Origin of the sequence: Shewanella algidipiscicola, from assembly GCF_003605125.1 — a bacterium.
GTDB lineage: Bacteria > Pseudomonadota > Gammaproteobacteria > Enterobacterales > Shewanellaceae > Shewanella > Shewanella algidipiscicola.
On the sequence record NZ_QPQT01000015.1, the window covers coordinates 96,262 to 118,450 of the forward strand.

16 protein-coding genes and 2 tRNA genes are annotated in these 22,189 nt (G+C 45.7%); 10 read left to right on the forward strand and 8 right to left on the reverse strand.

Annotated features, from left to right (window positions below; translation table 11 throughout):
• The first annotated feature begins 78 nt into the window (after nt 1–78).
• The 4 genes from ppsR to DVO77_RS15750 all read left to right on the forward strand — a co-directional run bounded on the left by ppsR (nt 79) and on the right by DVO77_RS15750 (nt 3,606).
• On the forward strand, nt 79–891 hold the full coding sequence (gene ppsR, locus DVO77_RS15735; RefSeq protein ID WP_119978970.1) for a posphoenolpyruvate synthetase regulatory kinase/phosphorylase PpsR: 813 nt from the start codon (nt 79–81) through the stop codon (nt 889–891).
• Nucleotides 892–1,068: 177 nt separating this feature from the next.
• Complete coding sequence (locus DVO77_RS15740; RefSeq protein ID WP_119978971.1) at nt 1,069–2,136, forward strand: 3-deoxy-7-phosphoheptulonate synthase; 1,068 nt, start codon at nt 1,069–1,071, stop codon at nt 2,134–2,136.
• A 164-nt stretch (nt 2,137–2,300) separates the two neighbouring features.
• On the forward strand, nt 2,301–2,729 hold the full coding sequence (locus DVO77_RS15745) for an acyl-CoA thioesterase (RefSeq protein ID WP_110456191.1): 429 nt from the start codon (nt 2,301–2,303) through the stop codon (nt 2,727–2,729).
• Nucleotides 2,730–2,946: 217 nt separating this feature from the next.
• Nucleotides 2,947–3,606 (forward strand): response regulator transcription factor, encoded by a 660-nt coding sequence (locus tag DVO77_RS15750; RefSeq protein WP_110456192.1) that lies wholly within the window; start codon nt 2,947–2,949, stop codon nt 3,604–3,606.
• Nucleotides 3,607–3,925: 319 nt separating this feature from the next.
• Here the strand turns inward: DVO77_RS15750 and fghA are convergent, their stop codons facing one another.
• Together fghA and DVO77_RS15760 are read right to left on the reverse strand one after the other, a co-directional pair.
• Complete coding sequence (gene fghA / locus DVO77_RS15755; protein WP_119978972.1) at nt 3,926–4,768, reverse strand: S-formylglutathione hydrolase; 843 nt, start codon at nt 4,766–4,768, stop codon at nt 3,926–3,928.
• A 100-nt stretch (nt 4,769–4,868) separates the two neighbouring features.
• Nucleotides 4,869–5,999 carry an S-(hydroxymethyl)glutathione dehydrogenase/class III alcohol dehydrogenase gene (locus DVO77_RS15760; protein ID WP_110456194.1) on the reverse strand — a complete coding sequence of 377 codons (1,131 nt, stop codon included), beginning with the start codon at nt 5,997–5,999 and terminating at the stop codon, nt 4,869–4,871.
• A gap of 176 nt (nt 6,000–6,175) precedes the next feature.
• Here DVO77_RS15760 and DVO77_RS15765 point away from each other — a divergent pair, with 176 nt between their 5' ends.
• Nucleotides 6,176–7,045: a LysR family transcriptional regulator gene (locus tag DVO77_RS15765; RefSeq protein WP_119978973.1), complete on the forward strand. Its 870-nt coding sequence runs from the start codon at nt 6,176–6,178 to the stop codon at nt 7,043–7,045.
• 327 nt (nt 7,046–7,372) lie between these two features.
• On the opposite strand, the gene DVO77_RS15770 is transcribed toward DVO77_RS15765, so the two are convergent.
• Nucleotides 7,373–7,906 (reverse strand): protein tyrosine phosphatase family protein, encoded by a 534-nt coding sequence (locus DVO77_RS15770; RefSeq protein ID WP_119978974.1) that lies wholly within the window; start codon nt 7,904–7,906, stop codon nt 7,373–7,375.
• A 490-nt stretch (nt 7,907–8,396) separates the two neighbouring features.
• Here DVO77_RS15770 and DVO77_RS15775 point away from each other — a divergent pair, with 490 nt between their 5' ends.
• Both DVO77_RS15775 and DVO77_RS15780 read left to right on the forward strand, forming a co-directional pair.
• Complete coding sequence (locus tag DVO77_RS15775; RefSeq protein ID WP_119978975.1) at nt 8,397–10,445, forward strand: Ig-like domain-containing protein; 2,049 nt, start codon at nt 8,397–8,399, stop codon at nt 10,443–10,445.
• Nucleotides 10,446–10,684: 239 nt separating this feature from the next.
• Nucleotides 10,685–11,233, forward strand: a complete 549-nt coding sequence (locus tag DVO77_RS15780) for an outer membrane beta-barrel protein (protein ID WP_119978976.1) — start codon at nt 10,685–10,687, stop codon at nt 11,231–11,233.
• A 152-nt stretch (nt 11,234–11,385) separates the two neighbouring features.
• On the opposite strand, the gene DVO77_RS15785 is transcribed toward DVO77_RS15780, so the two are convergent.
• The 3 genes from DVO77_RS15785 to DVO77_RS15795 form a co-directional block, all read right to left on the reverse strand.
• Complete coding sequence (locus DVO77_RS15785) at nt 11,386–12,675, reverse strand: NAD(P)/FAD-dependent oxidoreductase (RefSeq protein ID WP_119978977.1); 1,290 nt, start codon at nt 12,673–12,675, stop codon at nt 11,386–11,388.
• A 189-nt stretch (nt 12,676–12,864) separates the two neighbouring features.
• Nucleotides 12,865–13,476: a fumarylacetoacetate hydrolase family protein gene (locus tag DVO77_RS15790; RefSeq protein ID WP_119978978.1), complete on the reverse strand. Its 612-nt coding sequence runs from the start codon at nt 13,474–13,476 to the stop codon at nt 12,865–12,867.
• 55 nt (nt 13,477–13,531) lie between these two features.
• Nucleotides 13,532–16,954, reverse strand: coding sequence for a hybrid sensor histidine kinase/response regulator (locus DVO77_RS15795; protein ID WP_119978979.1), 3,423 nt, complete (start codon nt 16,952–16,954; stop codon nt 13,532–13,534).
• A 178-nt stretch (nt 16,955–17,132) separates the two neighbouring features.
• Here DVO77_RS15795 and acs point away from each other — a divergent pair, with 178 nt between their 5' ends.
• The 3 genes from acs to DVO77_RS15810 all read left to right on the forward strand — a co-directional run bounded on the left by acs (nt 17,133) and on the right by DVO77_RS15810 (nt 21,320).
• Nucleotides 17,133–19,082 (forward strand): acetate--CoA ligase, encoded by a 1,950-nt coding sequence (acs, locus tag DVO77_RS15800; RefSeq protein ID WP_119978980.1) that lies wholly within the window; start codon nt 17,133–17,135, stop codon nt 19,080–19,082.
• A 175-nt stretch (nt 19,083–19,257) separates the two neighbouring features.
• Nucleotides 19,258–20,997 carry a DNA repair helicase RadD gene (gene radD, locus DVO77_RS15805; protein ID WP_119978981.1) on the forward strand — a complete coding sequence of 580 codons (1,740 nt, stop codon included), beginning with the start codon at nt 19,258–19,260 and terminating at the stop codon, nt 20,995–20,997.
• Between the two features lie 65 nt (nt 20,998–21,062).
• A complete protein-coding gene (locus DVO77_RS15810; RefSeq protein ID WP_110456204.1) occupies nt 21,063–21,320 on the forward strand; it encodes a GrxA family glutaredoxin in 258 nt (85 codons plus the stop codon).
• 558 nt (nt 21,321–21,878) lie between these two features.
• Here DVO77_RS15810 and DVO77_RS15815 read toward each other — a convergent pair.
• Nucleotides 21,879–21,954 (reverse strand) — tRNA-Lys (locus DVO77_RS15815).
• A 145-nt stretch (nt 21,955–22,099) separates the two neighbouring features.
• A tRNA-Lys gene (locus DVO77_RS15820) sits at nt 22,100–22,175 on the reverse strand.
• Nucleotides 22,176–22,189 lie beyond the last annotated feature (14 nt).

The window sequence follows — 22,189 nt, forward strand, 5'->3', positions numbered from 1 at the left end:
CAGCGGCAGTTTACACTCCACAGCAAGCAGCGTAAATGTATAATTTTATTTGTAATTTAATTACTACAAGAGGTCAAAATGTCACGTAAAGTCTTTTATATATCAGATGGGACGGCGATCACAGCCGAAGTGTTTGGCCATGCGGTTTTGTCGCAATTTCCAGTGGAGTTTGAAGCACTTACAATTCCGTTTGTGGAGACCATTCAAAAAGCACAGGCGGTTAAGAAGCAAATAAATGATTGTTTTATTACAACAGGCGAACGACCACTTGTGTTCCATTCTATCGTCAAAGCTGAAATTCGTGACATCATCTACAGTAGCGAATGTATCGATTATGATTTTTTGAATACCTTCGTCGCCCCACTCGAAGAACAATTGGGCATCAAGGCAAGTCCTGTGCTACATCGTACTCACGGTAAAGCCAACCACAGTTATGAAGCTCGCATCGACGCCATTAATTTCGCCATGGAAAACGATGACGGCCAAACCCTAAAACATATCGACAAAGCCGACATTGTGTTGTTAGGTGTATCGCGCTGCGGCAAAACCCCCAGTAGCCTTTACCTGTCGATGCAGTTTGGTATCAAGGCGGCTAACTACCCGTTTATCGAAGATGATATGGATAACCTAAAGCTGCCAGAGATCCTCAAAAAGAATAAGCACAAACTATTTGGTCTAACCATAGATCCGGTGCGTTTACATGAGATCCGCCAAAGCCGGATGGAAAACAGTCGTTACTCCTCATTAAGGCAATGCCGTATCGAAGTAAAAGAGGTAGAGATGATGTACAAACGTGAGCGCATCCCCTTTGTTAACACCACCAATCATTCGGTTGAAGAGATTGCGACTAAGATCTTAGAGCTCACCGGACTGGAACGACATATGTTTTAAATAAGCACCATCAAGCTGGATTTTATCCAGTAGAAATGGGCGATTTTATCAATTGCACTGCACACTTGCCGACAATTAGCGAATATTTTCATGATTTAGGCACTGTGCAGCCTGCAACTATTAGTTATAATCCGAGACAATAAGGCGAAATGCCAAGACAAACGCTCGGTATATTGAATGACCACTAAAACAGACGAACTACGCACCACATTATTATGTAAAGCCATTTCACCTGCTAAACTCGCATCTGAATATCCGCTGACTCAAGACGCTGCCGACTACCTTGTACAACAACGACGTGAAGTCGAAGCGATTCTCACCGGAGAAGATCAGCGACTGCTAGTGATCATCGGCCCTTGCTCTATTCACGATACTGATGCCGCTATTGACTACGCTAAGCGTCTCGCCGTGATGCATCAAGAATTAAAAGATGATCTCTGCATCCTGATGCGCGTTTATTTTGAAAAGCCGCGCACCACCGTCGGTTGGAAAGGACTGATTTCAGACCCCGATCTCGACGGTAGCTTTAACGCCAATAAAGGCCTACGCCTTGCGCGTCATCTGCTACAACAGATCACCGAACTTAAATTGCCTATCGCCACCGAATTTTTAGACATGGTTAACGGCCAATACATAGCTGACCTTATCACTTGGGGCGCTGTGGGTGCTCGCACCACCGAAAGCCAAATTCACCGTGAGATGGCCTCGGCACTCTCTTGCCCTGTTGGCTTTAAAAACGGTACAGACGGTAACATCAATATCGCGATCGACGCAGTGCGCGCCGCAAAAGAGCCGCATATCTTCTACTCGCCCGATAAAGATGGCGCCATGGCGGTATACCGTACTAGCGGTAATCCATTTGGACACATTATTTTACGCGGTGGTAAGCAACCAAACTACCATGCCGAAGACGTCAATGCCGCAGCCAAACAACTGGCGAGTGTTGGGTTATCACACCGCATGGTGATTGACTTCAGCCACGGCAATAGTCAAAAACAACATTTACAACAATTGGTTGTTGCTAAAGATATTATTTCGCAACTAGAGCAAGGCTCTACCGCCATTGCGGGCATTATGGCTGAAAGCTTTATTGAAGAAGGCAGCCAAAAAGTGATCCCAGATCAACCACTGTGTTATGGCAAAAGCATTACAGATGCCTGCCTTAACTGGCAAGACTCCGAGCAGTTACTACGTGACTTAGCAAAAGCGGCACGTGCACGGATGAACAAGTTGGCAAGTGCCTAACCCCTCCACGTCTTAACAATAATGCCCCAGTTTTACCCCGATAAAGGCTTCAAGCATGAAGCCTTTTTTACCTTCACTGGATGAACTTAAACACCAACAACCACTCGCCGCGTAACTCGATTACGTGACAGTGGATTTTTTCTGCATAACCTCAAGGTTGCCGTATGCCCCTAACTCACACTCAATCGCCTTATTCTGAGGCGATGTTAGCTCGAATTGAACAATCTGAAGCCCGTGTCATCAAAGCGATTTTTCCGTCAATCACCAACCACCACAACACCCTGTTTGGTGGCGAAGCGTTGGCGTGGATGGATGAAACTGCATTTATCGCGGCGACGCGTTTTTGCCGTAAACCTCTGGTCACGGTCAGCTCTGACAGAATCGACTTTAATAAAGCGATCCCCGCTGGTACCTTAGCCGAAATCATTGCCAAGGTGATCCATGTGGGTAACACCTCATTAAAGGTGGAAGTGAATATTTTTGTCGAAGATATGTATCAAGATTTGCGTGAGCACGCGATTCGTGGCGTATTTACGTTCGTTGCGGTCGATGATGATAGAAAACCTACCCAAGTTTGGCCGCCGCACACTTAAACGATAATAGCCTATAGAGGTGTAAATAATTAGCACCTCTATCATATTTTGCCCCTATTTTGGCATTAATACTGCCACATCATACTAGACAAAAGTCTAATAAATAGAATAATTAAACAAAAAACCAACATCTTCAGCATAAAATCCATAGAATAATACGCAGGTTATCTGTTACATTGAATTCACCTTCAAATGCAACAAAGATAATCAAAAAGCAATGAAGCTAGAAAATTTGAACATTATCATCGCCGATGATCACCCTCTATTTCGTAATGCCTTGCGACAAGCATTGAGTGGCGCCTTTACGCAAACCAATTGGTTTGAAGCCGACAGTGCTGACGCCTTACAACAGCTATTAGAAACGAGTACTAGAGCCTACGACATTGTACTGCTGGACTTACAAATGCCTGGCTCCCATGGTTACTCCACCCTGATCCATCTGCGCACTCACTTCCCAGAGCTGCCCGTCGCGGTGATTTCAGCCCATGAAGATGCCATGACGATTAGCCGCGCAGTGCATTACGGAAGTGCGGGCTTTATCCCTAAATCAGCCTCCATGGAAACCCTCGCTGAAGCCCTCACTACAGTGTTGTATGGTGATATCTGGCTGCCAGACAATATTGAGCTACAGCAAATTAATGAAGATGCAACCGATCAAATGGCTGCCAAACTGGCCGACTTAACACCGCAGCAATATAAGGTATTGCAGATGTTTGCCGAAGGGCTGTTAAATAAGCAAATTGCCTATGATTTAGGGGTGTCTGAAGCGACCATTAAAGCGCATGCCACCGCTATTTTCAGAAAACTCGGGGTCAGAAATCGCACCCAAGCGGTGATTTCGTTGCAACAGCTGGAGATGGATCGCGTCGAGATATAGTGTAAGAAAACTGCAGAGAAACGAGCGCTGATGTTGACCCTTGGTTTACCATCAATATCAAGCAGCACTGCCCTAAATCGCTGTTCTCACTCTCAATCTGAGCTTAATAGCCGCCCTGTGAAATAGTGGCGACTCGATTCATGGTTCTTGGCTAGCTAATAGTTCTTGGCTAATGGCACTATGCCAATTCAACAACTAAGCCGAACAGATGTTCGGCTTAGTTGCTTATCGACTCGATAGGCTTGCAAACTGTCGTGTAAAAACCTTAAGCAAATAACTTAGGTTCAAGCGCCATGGTGATAGGCTTAAACCGCACAGATTAGGCCGTCAAATGCTTAAAATGAAACTTCAAGTGCGCCTCAATAAAGCTCGCGATGAAGTAATAGCTATGATCATAACCTGCTTGCATGCGCAAAGTTAACGGATACTGCTGAGCACTGGCCACATCGATTAGCGCCTGCGGTTTTAATTGCTCATCGAGGAAGCTGTCGCTAGTCCCTTGATCAACCAGAATCGGTAACTTTGCCTTGGTATTTTTAAGCAGTTCACACGCATCATACTGCAACCACTCATCGCGATTTTTCCCCAAATAGTGCTCAAAAGCCTTTTGTCCCCATGGACAATTAATGGGATTCACTATCGGACTAAATGCTGAAATTGACTGATAACGCTCAGGGTTACGCAAACCAATCGTTAACGCACCATGCCCGCCCATTGAGTGACCCGCAATCGCGCGTTTGGTATTAACTGGAAAATGCTGCTCGATTAACTCAGGTAATTCATTAACCACATAATCATACATATGATAATGCGACTTCCACGGCGCTTGCGTGGCATTAAGGTAAAACCCTGCCCCTAGGCCTAAGTCATAACTGCCATCGGCAGCATCGGCAACCCCAACGCCCCGAGGGCTGGTATCTGGCGCGACAATCGCCACCCCAAGCTCTGCTGCCATGCGCATTGCGCCTGCCTTTTGCATGAAGTTTTCATCAGTGCAGGTCAAGCCTGATAGCCAATAAAGTACTGGCACTTTTTGTTCGCTGGCCTGAGGCGGCAAGTAAATCGCAAAACGCATCGCACAATTAAGGCTAGAGGATTGATGTTGATACTGTTTATGCCAACCCTCAAAACTCTTATTACTGCTAATATTTTCTATGGTCATCATTTATCCTCACCCTGTGTAGCGCAGGCAAAAGCGCTCACCTGCGCTACACAGTAGATTGATGCTAGTTAGTTTTTGCTAATCCGTTTATGCTTTGCCACTATTTATCGAAATGCACCACAGAGCGGATACTCTTACCTTCATGCATCAAATCAAAGGCATTGTTAATCTCTTCAAGTGGCATGGTGTGAGTAATAAAGTCACTTAACTTGAACTCGCCACGGAGGTATTTTTCAACGATTTCTGGTAGTTCAGAGCGCCCTTTTACACCGCCAAACGCGCTGCCACGCCATACACGGCCGGTCACTAATTGGAACGGGCGAGTCGAAATCTCTTGCCCTGCACCAGCAACGCCAATAATGACAGATTCGCCCCAGCCTTTATGACAACACTCTAACGCTGAGCGCATCACATCGACATTACCGATACACTCAAAGGAGTAATCAACGCCGCCATCGGTTAGCTCAACAATTACCTCTTGGATAGGCTTGTCATATTCTTTAGGATTAATGCAATCTGTCGCGCCCAGTTGACGTGCCAACTCAAACTTACTGTCATTAATATCGATAGCGATAATACGTGAAGCGCCAGCCATGGTTGCGCCGATAATCGCCGACAAACCTATGCCACCAATACCAAAAATCGCCACGCTCGCACCCGGCTCTACTTTGGCAGTGTTAAGCACTGCCCCCATACCGGTTGTCACACCACAGCCGAGTAAACACACCTCTTCGAGCGGCGCTTCAGGGTTCACTTTAGCCAATGAGATCTCTGGTAATACGGTATATTCAGAGAAAGTAGAGCACCCCATATAATGGAAAATAGGCTCGCCATCTTTATAAAAACGCGTGGTGCCATCTGGCATTAAGCCTTTACCTTGAGTTTCTCGGATTTTTTGACACAGGTTGGTTTTGCCCGACTTACAAAACTTACACTCACCACACTCTGGGGTATAAAGCGGAATAACATGGTCGCCCACTTTAACGCTGGTGACACCTTCGCCAACCATCTCAACGATGCCGCCACCTTCATGGCCTAAAATCGCCGGAAATACCCCTTCAGGATCATCCCCCGATAGCGTAAATGCATCGGTATGACACACGCCAGTCGCCACAATCTTAACTAAGACTTCACCCGCCTTAGGTAACATCACATCCACCTCTTCAACTGACAAAGGTTGACCCGGTCCCCAAGCGATGGCCGCTTTCGACTTAATAAACTTATCTGACATAGTAATAACTCCCTTGGATGATGTGGATGCGCCACATACAATTTAGTTGCTTTCTTCGCAACGGGTATGACAATCGAACCAGTTTATGACTGGCCTTACAATGGCAACCATTGTATTTATTTCTTGAGCAATGATAATCTAGCAAATCAACAAATGATTTTTACGAGATAGTAATAATGCAACCTTGGGAAGGGGTCAGCGAATTTGTCGCCGTGGCCGAAACTGAAAGCTTTACCGCCGCAGCTAAGCGCCTAGGGATCTCTACCGCCCAAGTCAGCAGGCAGATCAGCGCCATCGAACACAGACTCGACACCAAATTGCTCTACCGCACCACCCGTAAAGTGTCACTCACCGAAGAAGGGATGCTCTACTATCAACATTGCCGACAGGTACTCGACGCTTTAGATGAAGCCGAACGTGCACTAAGCAGCTTAAAAGGTACGCCTCAAGGTTGCCTTAAACTGACCGCTCCAGTTGCTTACGGTGAAAAATATATTCTGCCTATCGTCAATGACTTTATGCTCAACTACCCCAGTGTCGAGATGGATGTCGAACTGACCAATCGCCAGGTTAACTTAATCGATGCGGGGATAGATTTAGCCATTCGTATCGGCAAGCTAGCCGACTCAAGCTTAATGGCCAAACGTATCAGTCAGCGAAAAAACTTTGTTTGCGCCTCCCCCGCTTACCTAAAACGCTATGGCGAACCCCATAGCCTGTCGGAGTTGAGTCAGCACAACTGTTTAATCGGCAACTATGATTACTGGCGCTTTATCGACCAAGGCCGAGAGAGACAGGTAAAGATTAATGGCCGGTTGCGATGCAACACAGGTCACGGCCTGCGTGATGCTGCGCTTAAGGGAATAGGCATAGCACAACTGCCCAACTATTACATTAGCCAAGATCTCGAGGCTGGCACCTTAATACCACTGTTAACCGCCTACCAAGAACCCAACGAAGGTGTGTGGGCGCTCTACCCGCAAAACCGTCATCTTTCGCCTAAGGTGCGGTTAATGGTAGATTTTTTGGCAGAACAACTCCCCTGACAGAGCGCCTTGTTAGAATTTTGGGGGGTGGGTGTTTGTTTTATTTTATTTTGTTTTTCACTGTTCTATGAATAGCTCATGCGCTCAAAGCGAAGCAGATGATGTGCTATATCTTGGTTTATGCGTTGTCTACATTAACCCATAAATCGCATGTTTGAGCTTAGTATGAGTGTCTTAATTGTCACACGGATTAAAGATACACATCACTGAACTAGTATGCCCAATAACCTGAGTGATTGGGCATAGATATTTCTAGTTAAACTGAGAACAGACAATTGGTCCTTAGTCACTGCACTTAAGATAAGTACATAGAAGAAGCAGTAAGAGTTAGAGACTGTACTTAGCTTTCACCTGTTCGATTAGTTCTGCCCATTGAGTATGCTTTTGCAAACTTTGCTGCAGATCGCCCCATTCCACCATAGTGTCCTCCATAGAGACCTTATTACCAATACGTAACTGATCCAGATAGGCAAAAGCAGATGCTCGATAATTAGCCATACAGTGGATAATGATCTCTTTATCACGGTGCTTATCCATCACCTCGAAGAAAGCCTCTACCGTCTCAACCTTGGGGTTCATCCAATCGACAGGAATGTAGACATATTCCATACCCGCATCGGTAACCAATTTGGCTTCATTCGCGTGAGCATCCTTTTGTTCATTAGGCATCAAATTAATCACCAACTGTACACCAGCTTTACTCAAAGTATTAAATTGTGTTTCTGTCGGTAAACCAGCGGTTAAGATCTTAGGGTTGAGCTGCTGATAATCTTTGATCTCATTTAACTCTGGTAGCGGGGTAATGTCAGCATGGGTAAATCCCGTAAACATTAATAGAGAGAGTAACGCTGATTTTTTCATTTTTTTAATTCTGGATTTCATTTGCTAAATAAGGCATTCAATTAAGGGTATTAGTTCACTAAGATTTTGAAATAGTTGAGCTAACACACAATAAAAGGATATTTGCATTCAAGATCACCATTAAATCCTTACCGTTAAACTTGTACTACCACTCGCTCGCTAAAAAATATTCCACCAGCAAGTTCATGTGTCCATTGGCGAAAACTCCATCATGCGCTAATAAATCACACCTCTCACCATTAAGGAGACTCTTCATCTCCAAGCCAGAAACTGAAAGCGGCAGGGTTATTCACCTTTTATCAAATTGGTATGTCTTATTATTGCCTAAATGACCTATCGTCACCTATCAAGTAAAAAAACCAGCCATGAAGTGCGTTAGCAATTCCTGAAATAAAAGATATATTTTTCACTCTTCATGAAAAATTGCTGAGTATCACCTATACATAATAGTGGCTCACTTGGATGTACTTACCTTGATATGGAGATTAATATGCCCACACTACACAAAATACTTATTGCACTGGTATGTACCATGCTGCTCATAGCTTGTGGTGGCGGTGATGATAATGCAACCCCAGTTTGCCCTAACAATGTACCGTGTGATTTACTCGCAGGTAACAATGACACAGTAACGGATCCTCAGTCGGAATATGAAGTAACCCTAACTATCGTTGATGCCACCGGTAAGCCACTATCGTCAATAACCTCTGTTTCTTCAGCAAGATTAATCGCGACAATAAATGGCATTAACGAGCCCGTTATTGTGACATTTAATAGTACCATCGGCGAAATTCCTATTAAAACGGCAGTCACCAATGATATGTATCAAGCCAGCGTTGATATATTTTCAGGGACTGAGCTTGGCGCAGGTACAGTAACGGCATCGCTTGTTAGTGGCGAAGAAGACACGGCGATTATCGTTATCGGCGCCACCAACCTCACCATGGGCAGCGGCGATCCACTACAAGCTGGAATTGCAGCATTAGGCACTAATACCCTTTCAGCAGGAGGGACTACCAATGTATCAGTCATGGTGCTAAATGAAGATGGACAACCTTTTAACGAACCCGCTGAAGTATTATTCACATCAAATTGTAGCAACGCATCGACACCATTAGCACAGTTAGACTCCCCAGTGACACTGGTTAATGGACAGGCTAGCAGTACCTATACCGCAAATGGCTGCTCAGGCCAAGATAAGATCAATGTGGTAGTTAATACAGGCAGTCAAGTTCTGACGGCCTCGGCAACGGTCATGATTCAACCCGCAGCAGCAGGAAGTATCCGCTTTATTGATGCACAACCCGAATTAATCGCCATTAAAACCACTGGTGGGCAAGAAACATCAACTGTGACTTTTCAGGTATTCGATATAACAGGTAAACCTGTCGCTAACAAGTCGGTGCGTTTCAGGTTAAATACCGAAATGGGTAATCTTTTTTTAAGTAATGACGAAGCCGTTAGTGATGCAAAGGGATTCGTCAAAACTGTCGTTAACTCAGGCTCAGTCGCCACATCGGTAAGGGTGCTTGCACAGGCGGATAGCGAAATAGATAATAGTGAACTTATCACACAATCTAGCAAACTTGTGATTTCTACAGGGATACCGGATCAAAATAGTTTTACCCTACGGCCTAATACCTTTAACCCAGGCACCTGTGAAAGTGTCGAAATCACAGCAGCATTGGCCGATGCTTTCAATAATTTTCCCGCCGATGGTACGGCAGTGATATTCACCACGGAAGGAGGGGCTATCGACGGTACTTGCTTTACGGTTGATGGACAATGCAGCGTCGAGTGGAGGCACTTAAATCCTATCCCCAGTGACGGCCGCTCAACCATTACCGCTACAGCCATAGGTGAAGAGTCTTTCGCCGATACCAATGGTAATGGCCGCTTTGATCTTGCTGAATTTAATGCCTATTGGACAACTGGGATTGATAATCGCATCTTCGACATGGATGAGGCTTTCACCGACTATAACGAAAATGGTAAATATGATCCCGATGCGTTAGAGGAGTTATTTGACTTAAACAATGATGGCGAACATACCAAACGCGATGGCGTTTATAACGGTGTATTATGCGCGCTTCCACCCCATATAGGCTGCGCAGATGGCGTAAACACATCAAAATCTATCAACATCAGAGATGAAGTCGTCATCATTATGTCTACAGATGTAGCTCAATATAATAACCTTACCATTACCGACAGCGATGGCAACGATGATGGCAATCAAACACTGGATATAGTCGATGATAAGTCTGGGCAGATCACACTAAATATTACGAACAGTTTAGGTAATCAAATGCCTGCTGGCACCATAGTCAAGTTCACTAGCACCATTGGTGAATTCGTTAGCCAAAATAGCTTTATTTGGCCTAATACATCGGCTTTAGGTGGCCAAACATACGGCGTAATCATCCAGGGGGAAAAAATGGATGCCACAGGATACCTCACAGTGACATTATCCAACGCTTGTGGTTTCGATGCTACATTACTCAATATCCCTATCATCACAACCACCAGCAGCAATTGATGATATAAGCGAATCAAGCCATCACGATTGAGATGGCTTGATGTAATGGCTACAAGTTGATTGGTATTTAATGATTTATGACAGATCAACACAATGAACTCATACAAGTCGAATCTATAGGAGCCGAATTTCCCACGCCAACCATGTGACATATTTCACATTAAACGAATATCAATTGGAGCTTCATCATAATTGAACAAAGCTAGTATTTGAGTTTAAACATTTTCTAGGATGGAAAAATGAATATACATAATGGATATAAAACACTACTGCTTTCTCTCATCTGCTTAACAGCTCACGCTAACGACGATTACATTCAACGTGGTTATATTGGTTTAGGGTATGCCTATATCGATACCAATGTTGATGTAGTCGGTGTCGGTTCAGACTCGTTCGACAATGGATTACTAGGCGGGATCGTGGGCTATCAATTTCATCGTAATTTTGGCGTTGAATTTAGAGGCTACGCCAATATTGATGACTATGAATTTATGGGCGTTAGCGTTGAAGTCGAAAACAGTTTAAGCCTATTAGCAAAAGGAATGTTACCGGTACATGAGCACTTTAATATATATGGACTCGTGGGCTATGGCAGTGTCAAAGGCGCCATTGCTGATGCCTCACAAACAGAAAGTGTCTTACAGTTTGGTGTAGGTATGGGCATTAATAATGGCTCACCATTAGAACTGCAAATTGAGTGGTTAAGATTATTCGATGACAGTTTTACTTTTGACGGTGTTAATTTTGAAGGTGATAGTATTAATATTAATCTTATTTATCACATGTAATCGTTTTTAACACGACACCTTATGCAAGAAGCTTTACAAGCGTCATGGGGTAAGCATGTTATGACCTATTAGGTTAATGTACACCTAAACCATAATATGCTTTACCCACAGAGCGATGAAGCAACATTCTAAAGAGTGAAATTCGCACTGAGTTAGCGGAAATTCTCCATCATGCGATAGTACAGCATGCCGATTGCCATACCTTGATTACCCAACCACTCGCCGACGGGTAAACGGATCTGTTTCATATTGGCAAATAGATCAAACTCTTTGTGTTGACCAATCACAGCAGCAGCCATGATCTCGCCCATGATGTGCGAGGTCGCCACGCCATGACCAGAATAACCTTGGCAGTAAAATACATTGTTAGACACTTTACCTAGCTGGGGAATGCGGTTGACCACAATACCCGCCATACCGGTCCAATCAAACTCAATTTCAACCCCCTTAAGCTGCGGGAAGGTGCGCTCAAGCGCCGGGCGAAGCTCTGCCGCCACATCTTTTGAATCGCGACCAGAATAATTGGTACCACCACCAAACATTAAGCGGTTATCGGCGGTCATGCGGTAGTAATCGAGTACAAAACGGCTGTCATACACGGCTAAGTCGTGAGGGTTGAGTTGCTTAGCAAGTGCGGGATCAAGCTTAATCGTGGCGCAGTTACCTAGGGAGGCAGGAAACAACAAGCCACTTAATTTTTTACGCGCCAATTTATGATAAGCATTACCCGCCAAGACCACGCTATTGGCTGTAATTTGCCCCTGTGCCGTTTTCACCACGGGCCGATCGCCGTCAATAATATCCAACACAGCTGAGTGCTCAAAGATCAGTGCACCATTAGCCTCGGCCGCTCTCGCCTCACCAATACACAGATTGACCGAATGCAGATGCATATTGCGCTTATTAAGTACCCCCCCATGATACAGCGGCGTGTCGAGGTACTCGGGAATATCGGCTTTTGATAACAGTTTAAGCTCATCGCCCATGCCGCGGCACACACCTTCATCAAAGGTCGCCTGCATCTCGCTCATGTGGGCGGGCTTATAGGCGGTATGCAGATGACCAAACTTCAAATCACAATCGATACCATATTTAGCTACCCGGTTTTTAATGATCTCGTGACCACGCCAGCGCAGGTTCCACACAAAATCCTCCGCTTCACTGCCAATTTGATTGCGCAGCTGCTTCGTCATCGCCGCGTCGCCAGATAAGCTGCCAGTGACCTGGCCACCATTACGCCCGGTTGCGCCCCAACCGATTTTATTTGCCTCAACAATGGCGACTTTGTAGCCTTGCTCCGACAACTCAACTGCGGTGGCAACGCCAGTAAAACCGCCACCAATAATGACGACATCAACATCGAGTTCGCCTTGTAATGATTGATAATCGGTTTCTTGGTTTATGGTGGCGTTATAGTAGGAATTACAGCGCGCTAATGACATGAAGGCTCCCTAAGTTGCTCGGTTAAAGCTTTGTTTTATATTTTTTACAAAGGTGTGTGTTATTTGAGTATATAGAAGTTCAAACACGGGTCAACAACAAAGAAATGAATCAAACGCATCGTTAAAATGAGATGCGTTATTTAAGATAAGAGTTATAAAATCATCAAGCTAAGACAGAATCAAAAAAGGTTATTGAGCCTGCCAACGACACTCAATACGGGTACAGCCTTCAGATTGCAGTTGTAGCGTGAACACCTCTTCAGCGTTAATCACCCCAACACCTTTGGGCGTACCTGTCATCACAATATCGCCATCATTAAGCGTCATAAACTCGCTTATTTCTCGATAGATGATATCGGGTTTATGCAGCATCAAACCAATATCACCTTGTTGACGCAGTGTCCCATCCACATGCAGGCTAAAGGTAAGTTGTTGGCTATTTGGGGCAATACTCACGAACTCACTAAATAGCGCCGAGCCATCGAATCCCTTGGCACGCTCCCAAGGTAAGCCTTTTGCTTTTAACTCACTTTGCAATTGCCTTTTAGTGAGATCAAGCCCCAGCCCCACGGCGGAAAAACCGCCACCTGCCACCATAAAGCAGAGTTCAGCTTCATAGTGCAGCGGTTCTTGATGATAACTTCTCAGCACCGAGGATATCGCCGAATTAGGTTTAACAAATAACACCATCTGCTCGGGAACCTCATTATTAAGTTCGGCAATATGCTCGGCATAATTACGACCCACACAAACAATCTTACTAGGGATGATGGACTTGCCATCACATATTACGTGATTCAAACGAGGCTCCTATTTTTCATAACGAACTTGGTACCAAACAAATAATACCAGTCAGCTATTTGACTAAACTCGAGATCAGCGCTCGCAGCGCTGCGGGTTTTATCATCTTTGCCATGTAGTGATAGCCACGCAGCTGCACGTCGTCGACTATCTCTTTGCGAGTATTGGCGGTGATCAAAATCCCCGGCAAGTGCTCACCATATAAAGCACGGATCCCATCCATGGCATCGACCCCATTTTGGTCGTTATCTAAGTGATAATCCGCTAAGACGATATCCGGAGCCACCCCCTTAAGGCCTAGCTTAATACGGGCATCGGCCAGATCGCTGGCGCAAATGACTTCACATTGCCAACGACTCAGTAAACTTTCCAGCCCAGCTAAAATCGCCTCTTCGTTGTCGATACACAGTACTTTTACTCCTGCCAATGGCTGCATGATCAAATTAGAACGTTTAGGGGCAGCCACATGGGTGGCATCACCTAACGGCACGGTTATCGAAAACATCGAGCCTTGGCCCAATGTAGATACCACCTTGATATCATGTTCGAGCACTCGCGCAATTCTATCGGCAATCGCGAGACCCAAACCTAAGCCACTGACGCTGTTGCTCTGAGGATTATCGAGTCGTTTAAATTCTTTAAAAATTTCACTCAGCTCATTGTCATCAATACCACAACCGGTATCGATCACTTGTATCTCGAGTCCGCCGGGCCGGTGACGACAACCAAACAACACGCGATTCCCCTTAGCATAACGGTAAGCATTGGTTAAAAAGTTTTGTAATACACGGCGTAACAGGCTCAAATCAGAATGAATGATGGCACTACTGGGGACCATGGCAAACTGTATCGAATAATCTTTGGCCATGGCGTCAAACTCCACCGCCAATCCTTCGAGTAATTCAGACACAGAAAAATCGCGTAACTTGACATCCACCATGCCCGAATCCAACTTGGAAATATCCAGTAGATCGGTAAGCAACTCACCCGCTATTTTAAGCGAGCTATTAACATGGGACAGTGTGGTGCGCCCCTCATGATCCAAATTAGGATACTGAGCCAGCGAAGCGGTAAACAGGCGCGCCGCGTTTAATGGCTGCATGAGATCATGACCCACCGCCGCCAAAAAGCGGCTTTTCGATGCATTGGCGTTTTCCTCTTGCGCCTTAGCCTCGAGCAACTGGCTATTAAGCATTGCCAACTCGTAGGTTCGCTCGTTGACCCGTGCTTCGAGCGTTTCGTTTACCTCTTGCAGCGCCTTGGCCTGCGCTCGATATTGGGTAATATCGGTAAAAGTCATCACAAAGCCGCCGCTGGGCATTGGGTTGCCCTGAATTTTAATGACTTTACCGTCTTTACGCTCACGCTCAGACACATGCGCTGTCCCATTGCGCATATGTTGTACCCGTTTGGCCACTTGCGACTCAATATCGCCCTCGCCGCAAAAACCTCGCTCGGCATTAAAGCGCACCACATCGGCGATTGGCATGCCCTGCTGTAAAAAGTCTGCAGGGTAATCATACAACTCGGCATATTTGTAGTTCCATGCCACCAAATTAAGCTCTTTATCAACCACGCTCATCCCTTCATAGGCATGTTCGATGGCCCCGCGTAACATATCTTGGCTTAAAATGATTTTTGACGAGGCATCATCGACGAGACTAAACACCTCATCGAGGGCCAAGTCGCGCCCTTGCAGTACCGAATCCATCACCAACGATGCACTCGAGCCACCCAAGACGCCCGCCAACATATGTTCGGTGTGGGCAATCAACTCGGGAGAGGCAACCTTATGCCAACTGTCACTGCGCACCGCCGTTTCAGAAAAACGCGAAAAACTCTCATACGCGCGAGTGGGACTGACAAAGCGACTAGCCAAAATCAACAAATCTTGCTGTGAGATAGGAGAAGCTTTGCGCCCCGTACTATTTTTAAGTTGACCGGGAGTCACAAATGCACTGGCTTGAATACGCTCCGCGACGCCAGCTCTAAACCAGATAGATCCAAGCACATAACACGCTAAGTTTGCCAGCAAGGCGGTCAGCACATCGCGGTCATTAGGATTGATCGATTCGAGCAGGGCAAAGTCACCACTAAAGACCCCATCAACCCCACCCATACCTTGCAACAAAATATAGCACCACAAGCCAAAGCCGACGATTAAGCCCAAGTAAACCCCACTGCGATTACCGTGCTTCCAATACATCCCCCCAATAAGCGCAGGGCCGAGCTGAGCAAAGGCGCCAAAGGACAACATCCCAAGTGCCGATAATGAGTCACTGTCCATCAAGGCTAAGTAACTACAATAACCGAGCAATAAAATAAAGATAATGGCGATACGCCGTGCATTGAGTAAAAACTGAGAAAATTGACTGAAGTTTTTTTGTCGAATTTTACCCGAACGTAATAATAGCGGCACGAGCCATTCGTTACTCACCATCACGCTGATGGTCACCACAGCGACAATCAACATACCAGTAGCCGCCGATAAGGTGCCTAATAGAGCAATGACTGCGACAATCGGTTGCTCGAGCACCAGTGGTAAATTAATCACATAAGTATCGGCAGAGACACTGTCGCCCAACACTAACTTGCCAGCCAACGCCAACGGCCCGACAAACAGGCCAAATAACACTAAATATAATGGAAACAACCACCGCGCTTTGAGCAAGGTTTTTTCATCGGCACATTCGACCATCATCACGTGAAATTGGCGCGGCATACATAAAAAAGCCGCCATGCCAACCACGAGTTGCGGCATCATCTGCTCGATACGCAGGTTAGGATGATAGATCAAATCGGCGGTCTTAGCTTGTTGCCAAATATCGGTAAAACCATCAAAAAAACCGAAGCTAATCACCACCCCCACTAATAAGAAGGCGCCAAGTTTAACCAGCGACTCAAAGGCAATTGCCACCATGAGCCCTGGGTTATGTTCGGTAGCGTCCAGCTTACGGGTGCCAAATAAAATGGCAAAAATGGCCAACAGCACGGTGACAATTAACGACACCCCGGCGCCATCATAAAGTGCATCTTCAGGTTGGAACAGGTTTAAGCTAAACACCATCGCTTTTAACTGCAGCGCGATATAGGGCATGATGCCGAACAAGGCAATCAGGGTGACGATAGCGGCAATGGTTTGCGACTTGCCATAACGGGCGGCAATAAAATCGGCCACTGAGGTAATATTTTGCGCCTTGGAGACAATCACCATCTTACGCAATAGGCCAAAGCCTAAGGTAAACACCAAAATTGGCCCTAAAAAAATAGGCAGGAAAGACCACATATCTTGCGCGGCCTGGCCCACAGTGCCCAAAAAACTCCATGACGAGCAATAGACCCCTAGGCTGAGGCCGTAAATCCAGTTCTGCATTTTTTTGGTGATACGACCAAACCAACGCTCTGCCGCCCAAGCCAATAAAAACAGCAATGACACGTATAAAATGGCGATAACACCGACAATTAGGGTCAGATTCATCGATTTTCCAGTTCTTTTAATTATTCTGCAGCAAATACTAGCGTAATTATGGCGAGAATATAATCACAACAGATTAAAATTAAAGGATATTTTTTTACTAGACCAAGGTCTAATGGAGTGAAAGTGCCGAAGCAATCCATACTTTGCCCACGCACAATAAGATACTAAAGGAAGTCAGATGAGCAACCAGTCTCTCTATAAAGTTCCAAGCGAAATCGCTAACCACGCCAACATTAACGAAGAACAATATAAAAAAATGTATCAGGAATCAGTAGTTAATCCTGAAGGTTTTTGGAGAGAGCATGGTCAGCGTATCGATTGGATAAAGCCATACACTAAAATTAAGAAAACCTCTTTTGACGATCATAACCTGTCAATTAACTGGTTTTATGACGGCACACTTAACGCATCAGCCAACTGCCTTGACCGTCATCTAGCGCAAAATGCCGATAAAGTGGCCATCATCTGGGAAGGCGATGACGCCGCCGAGCAACGCCAACTAACCTATGGCGAACTTCATAAAGAAGTGTGTAAATTTGCTAACGCACTACGCGGCCAAGGCGTGCGTCGTGGCGATGTGGTCACTGTTTATATGCCTATGGTGCCCGAAGCGGCTGTGGTCATGCTAGCCTGTGCGCGCATCGGAGCGGTGCACTCTGTGGTATTTGGCGGTTTCTCGCCCGACTCAATCGCGTCACGTGTCATTGACGGTAAATCCAAAGTGATTGTCACCGCCGATGAAGGACTTCGCGGCGGACGAGCCATTCCACTTAAAGCCAACATAGATGAAGCCCTGTCTCATCCTGATGTGACCTGCGTCGAAAAAGTGATTGTCTATGAGCGCACTGGCAGTGATATTAATTGGGTGGAAGGCCGAGATATAAAGTGGCAATCGGTAATGGAAACGGCGTCTGAGCATTGCCTTCCTGAAGAGATGGGCGCTGAAGATCCCCTGTTTTTACTCTATACCTCTGGCTCTACTGGTAACCCAAAAGGTGTGTTACATACCACTGGTGGTTACATGGTATATGCTTCAATGACACACGAGTATGTATTTGACTATAAAGACGGTGAAGTCTATTGGTGTACCGCAGATGTGGGCTGGATCACCGGTCACTCCTATATGGTCTACGGCCCGTTAGCTAACGGCGCTACTGTGCTTATTCATGAGGGGATACCAAACTACCCAAGCCCAGCTCGACTCGGTGAGATGATTGACCGCCATAAGGTCAATATTCTTTACACTGCGCCGACGCTCATTCGTGCCTTGATGGCCGAAGGTAAAGAGCAGTTTGCCGCATTTGATGGCAGCTCATTGCGCATTATGGGATCTGTGGGTGAACCGATTAACCCAGAGGCATGGCGCTGGTACCATGAAGTCATTGGTCATGAACGCTGCCCTATTGTCGACACTTGGTGGCAAACCGAAACCGGCGGCATCTTGATCAGCCCGCTGCCGGGCGCGACCGACACTAAACCAGGTTCAGCAACCCGACCATTTTTCGGCGTACAGCCTGCGCTAGTGGATAACATGGGAAATATTATCGACGGCGCTGTCGAAGGTAACTTAGTGATACTAGACTCATGGCCAGGACAGATGCGCACTGTCTATGGTGACCACGATCGCTTTGCCTTGACCTATTTTAAAACGTTCCGCGGCATGTATTTTACCGGTGACGGTGCCCGTCGTGACGAAGATGGCTACTACTGGATAACGGGGCGTGTCGATGATGTGATCAACGTATCGGGTCATCGTTTGGGCACTGCAGAAGTGGAGAGCGCGCTCGTGGCACATGAGTTAGTCGCTGAGGCCGCAGTTGTGGGTTACCCACACGACATTAAAGGCCAAGGGATTTATGCCTATGTGACACTCACTAAAGGCTCAGCGCCCAGTGAAGAGTTACGCCAAGCCTTACGTCAGTGGGTTCGTAAAGAGATTGGCGCCTTAGCCACTCCAGACTTAATTCAATGGGCTGACGGCTTACCTAAGACACGTTCGGGTAAGATCATGCGCCGCTTCTTACGTAAAATTGCGGCTAACGAAGTGACTAATTTAGGTGATTCATCCACCTTGGCCGATCCTGCGGTTATCGATACCTTAATTGAAAGCCGCTTAAATCGCAGTTAATAACCATAGCTTAGTTATCAGCTATGGCCCATTTCACGCTAAGTCATGATTGACCTAACTAGCCCCTCCTTGAGGGGCTTTTTTATCAGCTATAGAACGTCGCGGGTCGACTCGACCTTGGCACATTGCTATCCTGTTGGCTTTGAAGCCTCAGCGATAGCGACATAAGCACAGCGTGAAATTACGAGATTATCAACAGCAAGCCGTCGACGCCGCGGTGAGCCATTTTAAGCGATGCCAAGACGCCGCTGTATTAGTCCTCCCCACAGGTGCTGGCAAGAGTATTGTAATAGCCGAGCTAGCGCGCATTGCTCGCGGGCGCGTTCTTATCCTCACCCATGTTAAAGAGTTAGTGGCCCAAAATGCCGAGAAAGTTGGCCTATTAACCCAAGAGGCCAGCATCTACTCGGCCGGATTAAAACAAAAATCGACGGCCAATAAGACCGTTGTCGCCAGTATTCAATCTGCCGTAAAAAATCCGGCACAGTTTAATGAGCCCTATTCACTGGTGATCATCGACGAATGTCACCGTGTTACTGCCGATAAAGATAGCCAATATCAGCAGCTGCTAACCCACCTGAGAGCACAAAATGCTCAATTGAAACTGTTAGGCCTAACCGCGACCCCCTATCGGCTCGACTCTGGCTGGATCTATCGTCACCATTATCACGGTAAAATGGGAAATGATGATAAGCCCGCTTTTGAGCAGTGTATTTTTGAACTGCCAATGCGGCCGTTAATCAAACAAGGGTTTTTAACCCCCCCAAAACTGTTTGATGGTTTATCCGCTCAATATGACTTTAGCGAGCTCCAAGCCAGCGACAGTGGTGAGTACCGTGAAAAAGAGGTCAATGCCTTACTCCATGTATCAGGGCGAGCGACTCAAGCTATCGTGACTCAGATAATGCAGTTATCACAACACAAGCAAGGCACCATTATTTTCGCTGCAACGATTAGGCATGCCGAGGAGATAATGACATTATTAACAGATGAACCCGCGGGGCTCATCACGGCAGCGACAACAGCACAAGATCGCGATAGGATCATCGAGCAGTTCAAACTGCGGCAGTTAAAATACTTAGTTAATGTTGCGGTGCTTACCACAGGCTTTGACGCCCCCCATGTTGATCTCATTGCCATTTTACGACCCACCGCATCGGTGAGCTTATTTCAGCAAATGGTTGGGCGTGGGCTGCGAATTTGTGAGGGGAAAACTGATTGCTTGGTGATTGACTATGCCGCTAACGGTTTCGACCTCTTTTTTCCTGAGGTTGGCCAAGTCAAACCCAACAGCAAAAGCGTCCCTGTACAAATACATTGCCCTGTGTGCCACTTTGCCAATATCTTCTGGGGCTTAGTCGACCATGATGGTGATTTAGTTGAGCATTTTGGTCGTCGATGCCAAGCCGTAGTCGAGACTGAACAAGGCAAGGTGCAATGTGATTTTCGTTTTCGGTCAAAATCTTGTCCTAACTGCGGCGAAGAGAACGATATCGCAGCCAAAATCTGCCAACACTGCGATCACATGCTAGTGGATCCTGATAAACGCTTAAAAGAGGTGTTACAACAAAAGCATCACCACCTGTTTCGCTGCCAAGAGATGCTATTAGAGTCGCACAACAATAAACTTAGGGTGCGTTACCTCGATATTGAGGGCAATGACTTTAATTGCGATTTCAAGTTCGACACTCCCGCGCAAATTAGGGCCTTTTACGCCATATTTGTGCACCAACATACGCGTACTCCTGGTTGTAAGCCACCTAAGTTCACCACTATTGAACAGGTGATTGCTGCCAGAGACGCCTTCAGAGCACCAGATCTATTACTGCTCAAAAAAGGCAAAAATGGCTGGGACTTACTGGAGCGATTTTTCGACTATCAAGGACGATTTCACACCGAAAAACGCTTTGCCTGACACAGAATATGCAATCGACTCGCAGCTATGGTATAAAGTCTCGAATTATTTTTTCAGGAGCTTATATGTTTGTTGTAATTTTTGGCCGTCCAGGCTGTCCATACTGCGTTAGAGCCGTTCAGTTATCAGAGCAACTTGTTGAAGCTCGTGATGATTTTAAATTCAAGTATGTAGATATTCATGCAGAAGGGATCAGCAAAGCCGATCTTGAAAAAACCGTTGGAAAACCAGTGGAAACCGTGCCGCAGATCTTTGTTGATCAGGTTCATATCGGCGGCTGCACTGAATTTGAACAGTACGTGCGCGAGAACAATTTACTGTAATTATCTATGGCTAATCGATAATCCTTTATCGATTAAGCAATAAAAAGGAGGCTTAGGCCTCCTTTTTATTTAATTCAGGTTTTAAGCTACCGACAAATGCACCATCAAAATCAAACATATTCCTGCGTAGAAGCTTAAGCCAGCCCTTAAAGACCATAAGCTAAAAAATTGTCGTTCTAGTGACATCAAAAAACACATGACTATTATTGCCTATTGGTGAATTGATATGAATGTATTTTATCGAAATATGTAGACGGGATTTGTCACAGGTACATGAAAATTGAAAATATAGTATATTATTTCAATAAGTTACAGGTAAACATAAACTTAAAGAATAGCGCTTAGAAAACACTAGTGATTTAGGATCTTGATTTAGAAGATAGATATGATACGGAACTAAGGAATACTGATTTTCAGATAAAGTAGTGGGTCGTGAAGAATTCAAACCGTCGACCAATATGGAGTAAAAAGTAAAGACAACAGCCTCTTTGCATTAACTGCATCGACTGAGCTAACAACTTTTGTTCAATCTCACTATTTAGCTACTTGTGGAGAAAGTGGTGGGTCGTGAAGGATTCGAACCTTCGACCAATTGGTTAAAAGCCAACTGCTCTACCGACTGAGCTAACGACCCATCTGAGTGATGATAATGTAAATTAACCTCCATCAATGGTTAACAGCCAACTGCCCTATCTCTATTCTAAAACTCTACTCTAAAATAGCGACTGAGCTAACGGCCCATCTTATTGGCCTACTTGTTTAGCCACTTGTAGAGAAAGTGGTGGGTCGTGAAGGATTCGAACCTTCGACCAATTGGTTAAAAGCCAACTGCTCTACCGACTGAGCTAACGACCCATCTTATAGACCTA

What these genes read in the sequence shown, in the direction of transcription:
- DVO77_RS15770 (WP_119978974.1), bottom strand. Translation starts at nt 7,906, where the DNA reads ATGAAAAAATCAGCGTTACTCTCTCTATTAATGTTTACGGGATTTACC.
- DVO77_RS15810 (WP_110456204.1), top strand. Translation starts at nt 21,063, where the DNA reads ATGTTTGTTGTAATTTTTGGCCGTCCAGGCTGTCCATACTGCGTTAGA.
- DVO77_RS15795 (WP_119978979.1), bottom strand. Translation starts at nt 16,954, where the DNA reads ATGAATCTGACCCTAATTGTCGGTGTTATCGCCATTTTATACGTGTCA.
- fghA (WP_119978972.1), bottom strand. Translation starts at nt 4,768, where the DNA reads ATGACCATAGAAAATATTAGCAGTAATAAGAGTTTTGAGGGTTGGCAT.
- DVO77_RS15740 (WP_119978971.1), top strand. Translation starts at nt 1,069, where the DNA reads ATGACCACTAAAACAGACGAACTACGCACCACATTATTATGTAAAGCC.
- DVO77_RS15745 (WP_110456191.1), top strand. Translation starts at nt 2,301, where the DNA reads ATGCCCCTAACTCACACTCAATCGCCTTATTCTGAGGCGATGTTAGCT.
- DVO77_RS15785 (WP_119978977.1), bottom strand. Translation starts at nt 12,675, where the DNA reads ATGTCATTAGCGCGCTGTAATTCCTACTATAACGCCACCATAAACCAA.
- DVO77_RS15765 (WP_119978973.1), top strand. Translation starts at nt 6,176, where the DNA reads ATGCAACCTTGGGAAGGGGTCAGCGAATTTGTCGCCGTGGCCGAAACT.
- DVO77_RS15750 (WP_110456192.1), top strand. Translation starts at nt 2,947, where the DNA reads ATGAAGCTAGAAAATTTGAACATTATCATCGCCGATGATCACCCTCTA.
- DVO77_RS15760 (WP_110456194.1), bottom strand. Translation starts at nt 5,999, where the DNA reads ATGTCAGATAAGTTTATTAAGTCGAAAGCGGCCATCGCTTGGGGACCG.
- acs (WP_119978980.1), top strand. Translation starts at nt 17,133, where the DNA reads ATGAGCAACCAGTCTCTCTATAAAGTTCCAAGCGAAATCGCTAACCAC.
- ppsR (WP_119978970.1), top strand. Translation starts at nt 79, where the DNA reads ATGTCACGTAAAGTCTTTTATATATCAGATGGGACGGCGATCACAGCC.
- DVO77_RS15780 (WP_119978976.1), top strand. Translation starts at nt 10,685, where the DNA reads ATGAATATACATAATGGATATAAAACACTACTGCTTTCTCTCATCTGC.
- DVO77_RS15775 (WP_119978975.1), top strand. Translation starts at nt 8,397, where the DNA reads ATGCCCACACTACACAAAATACTTATTGCACTGGTATGTACCATGCTG.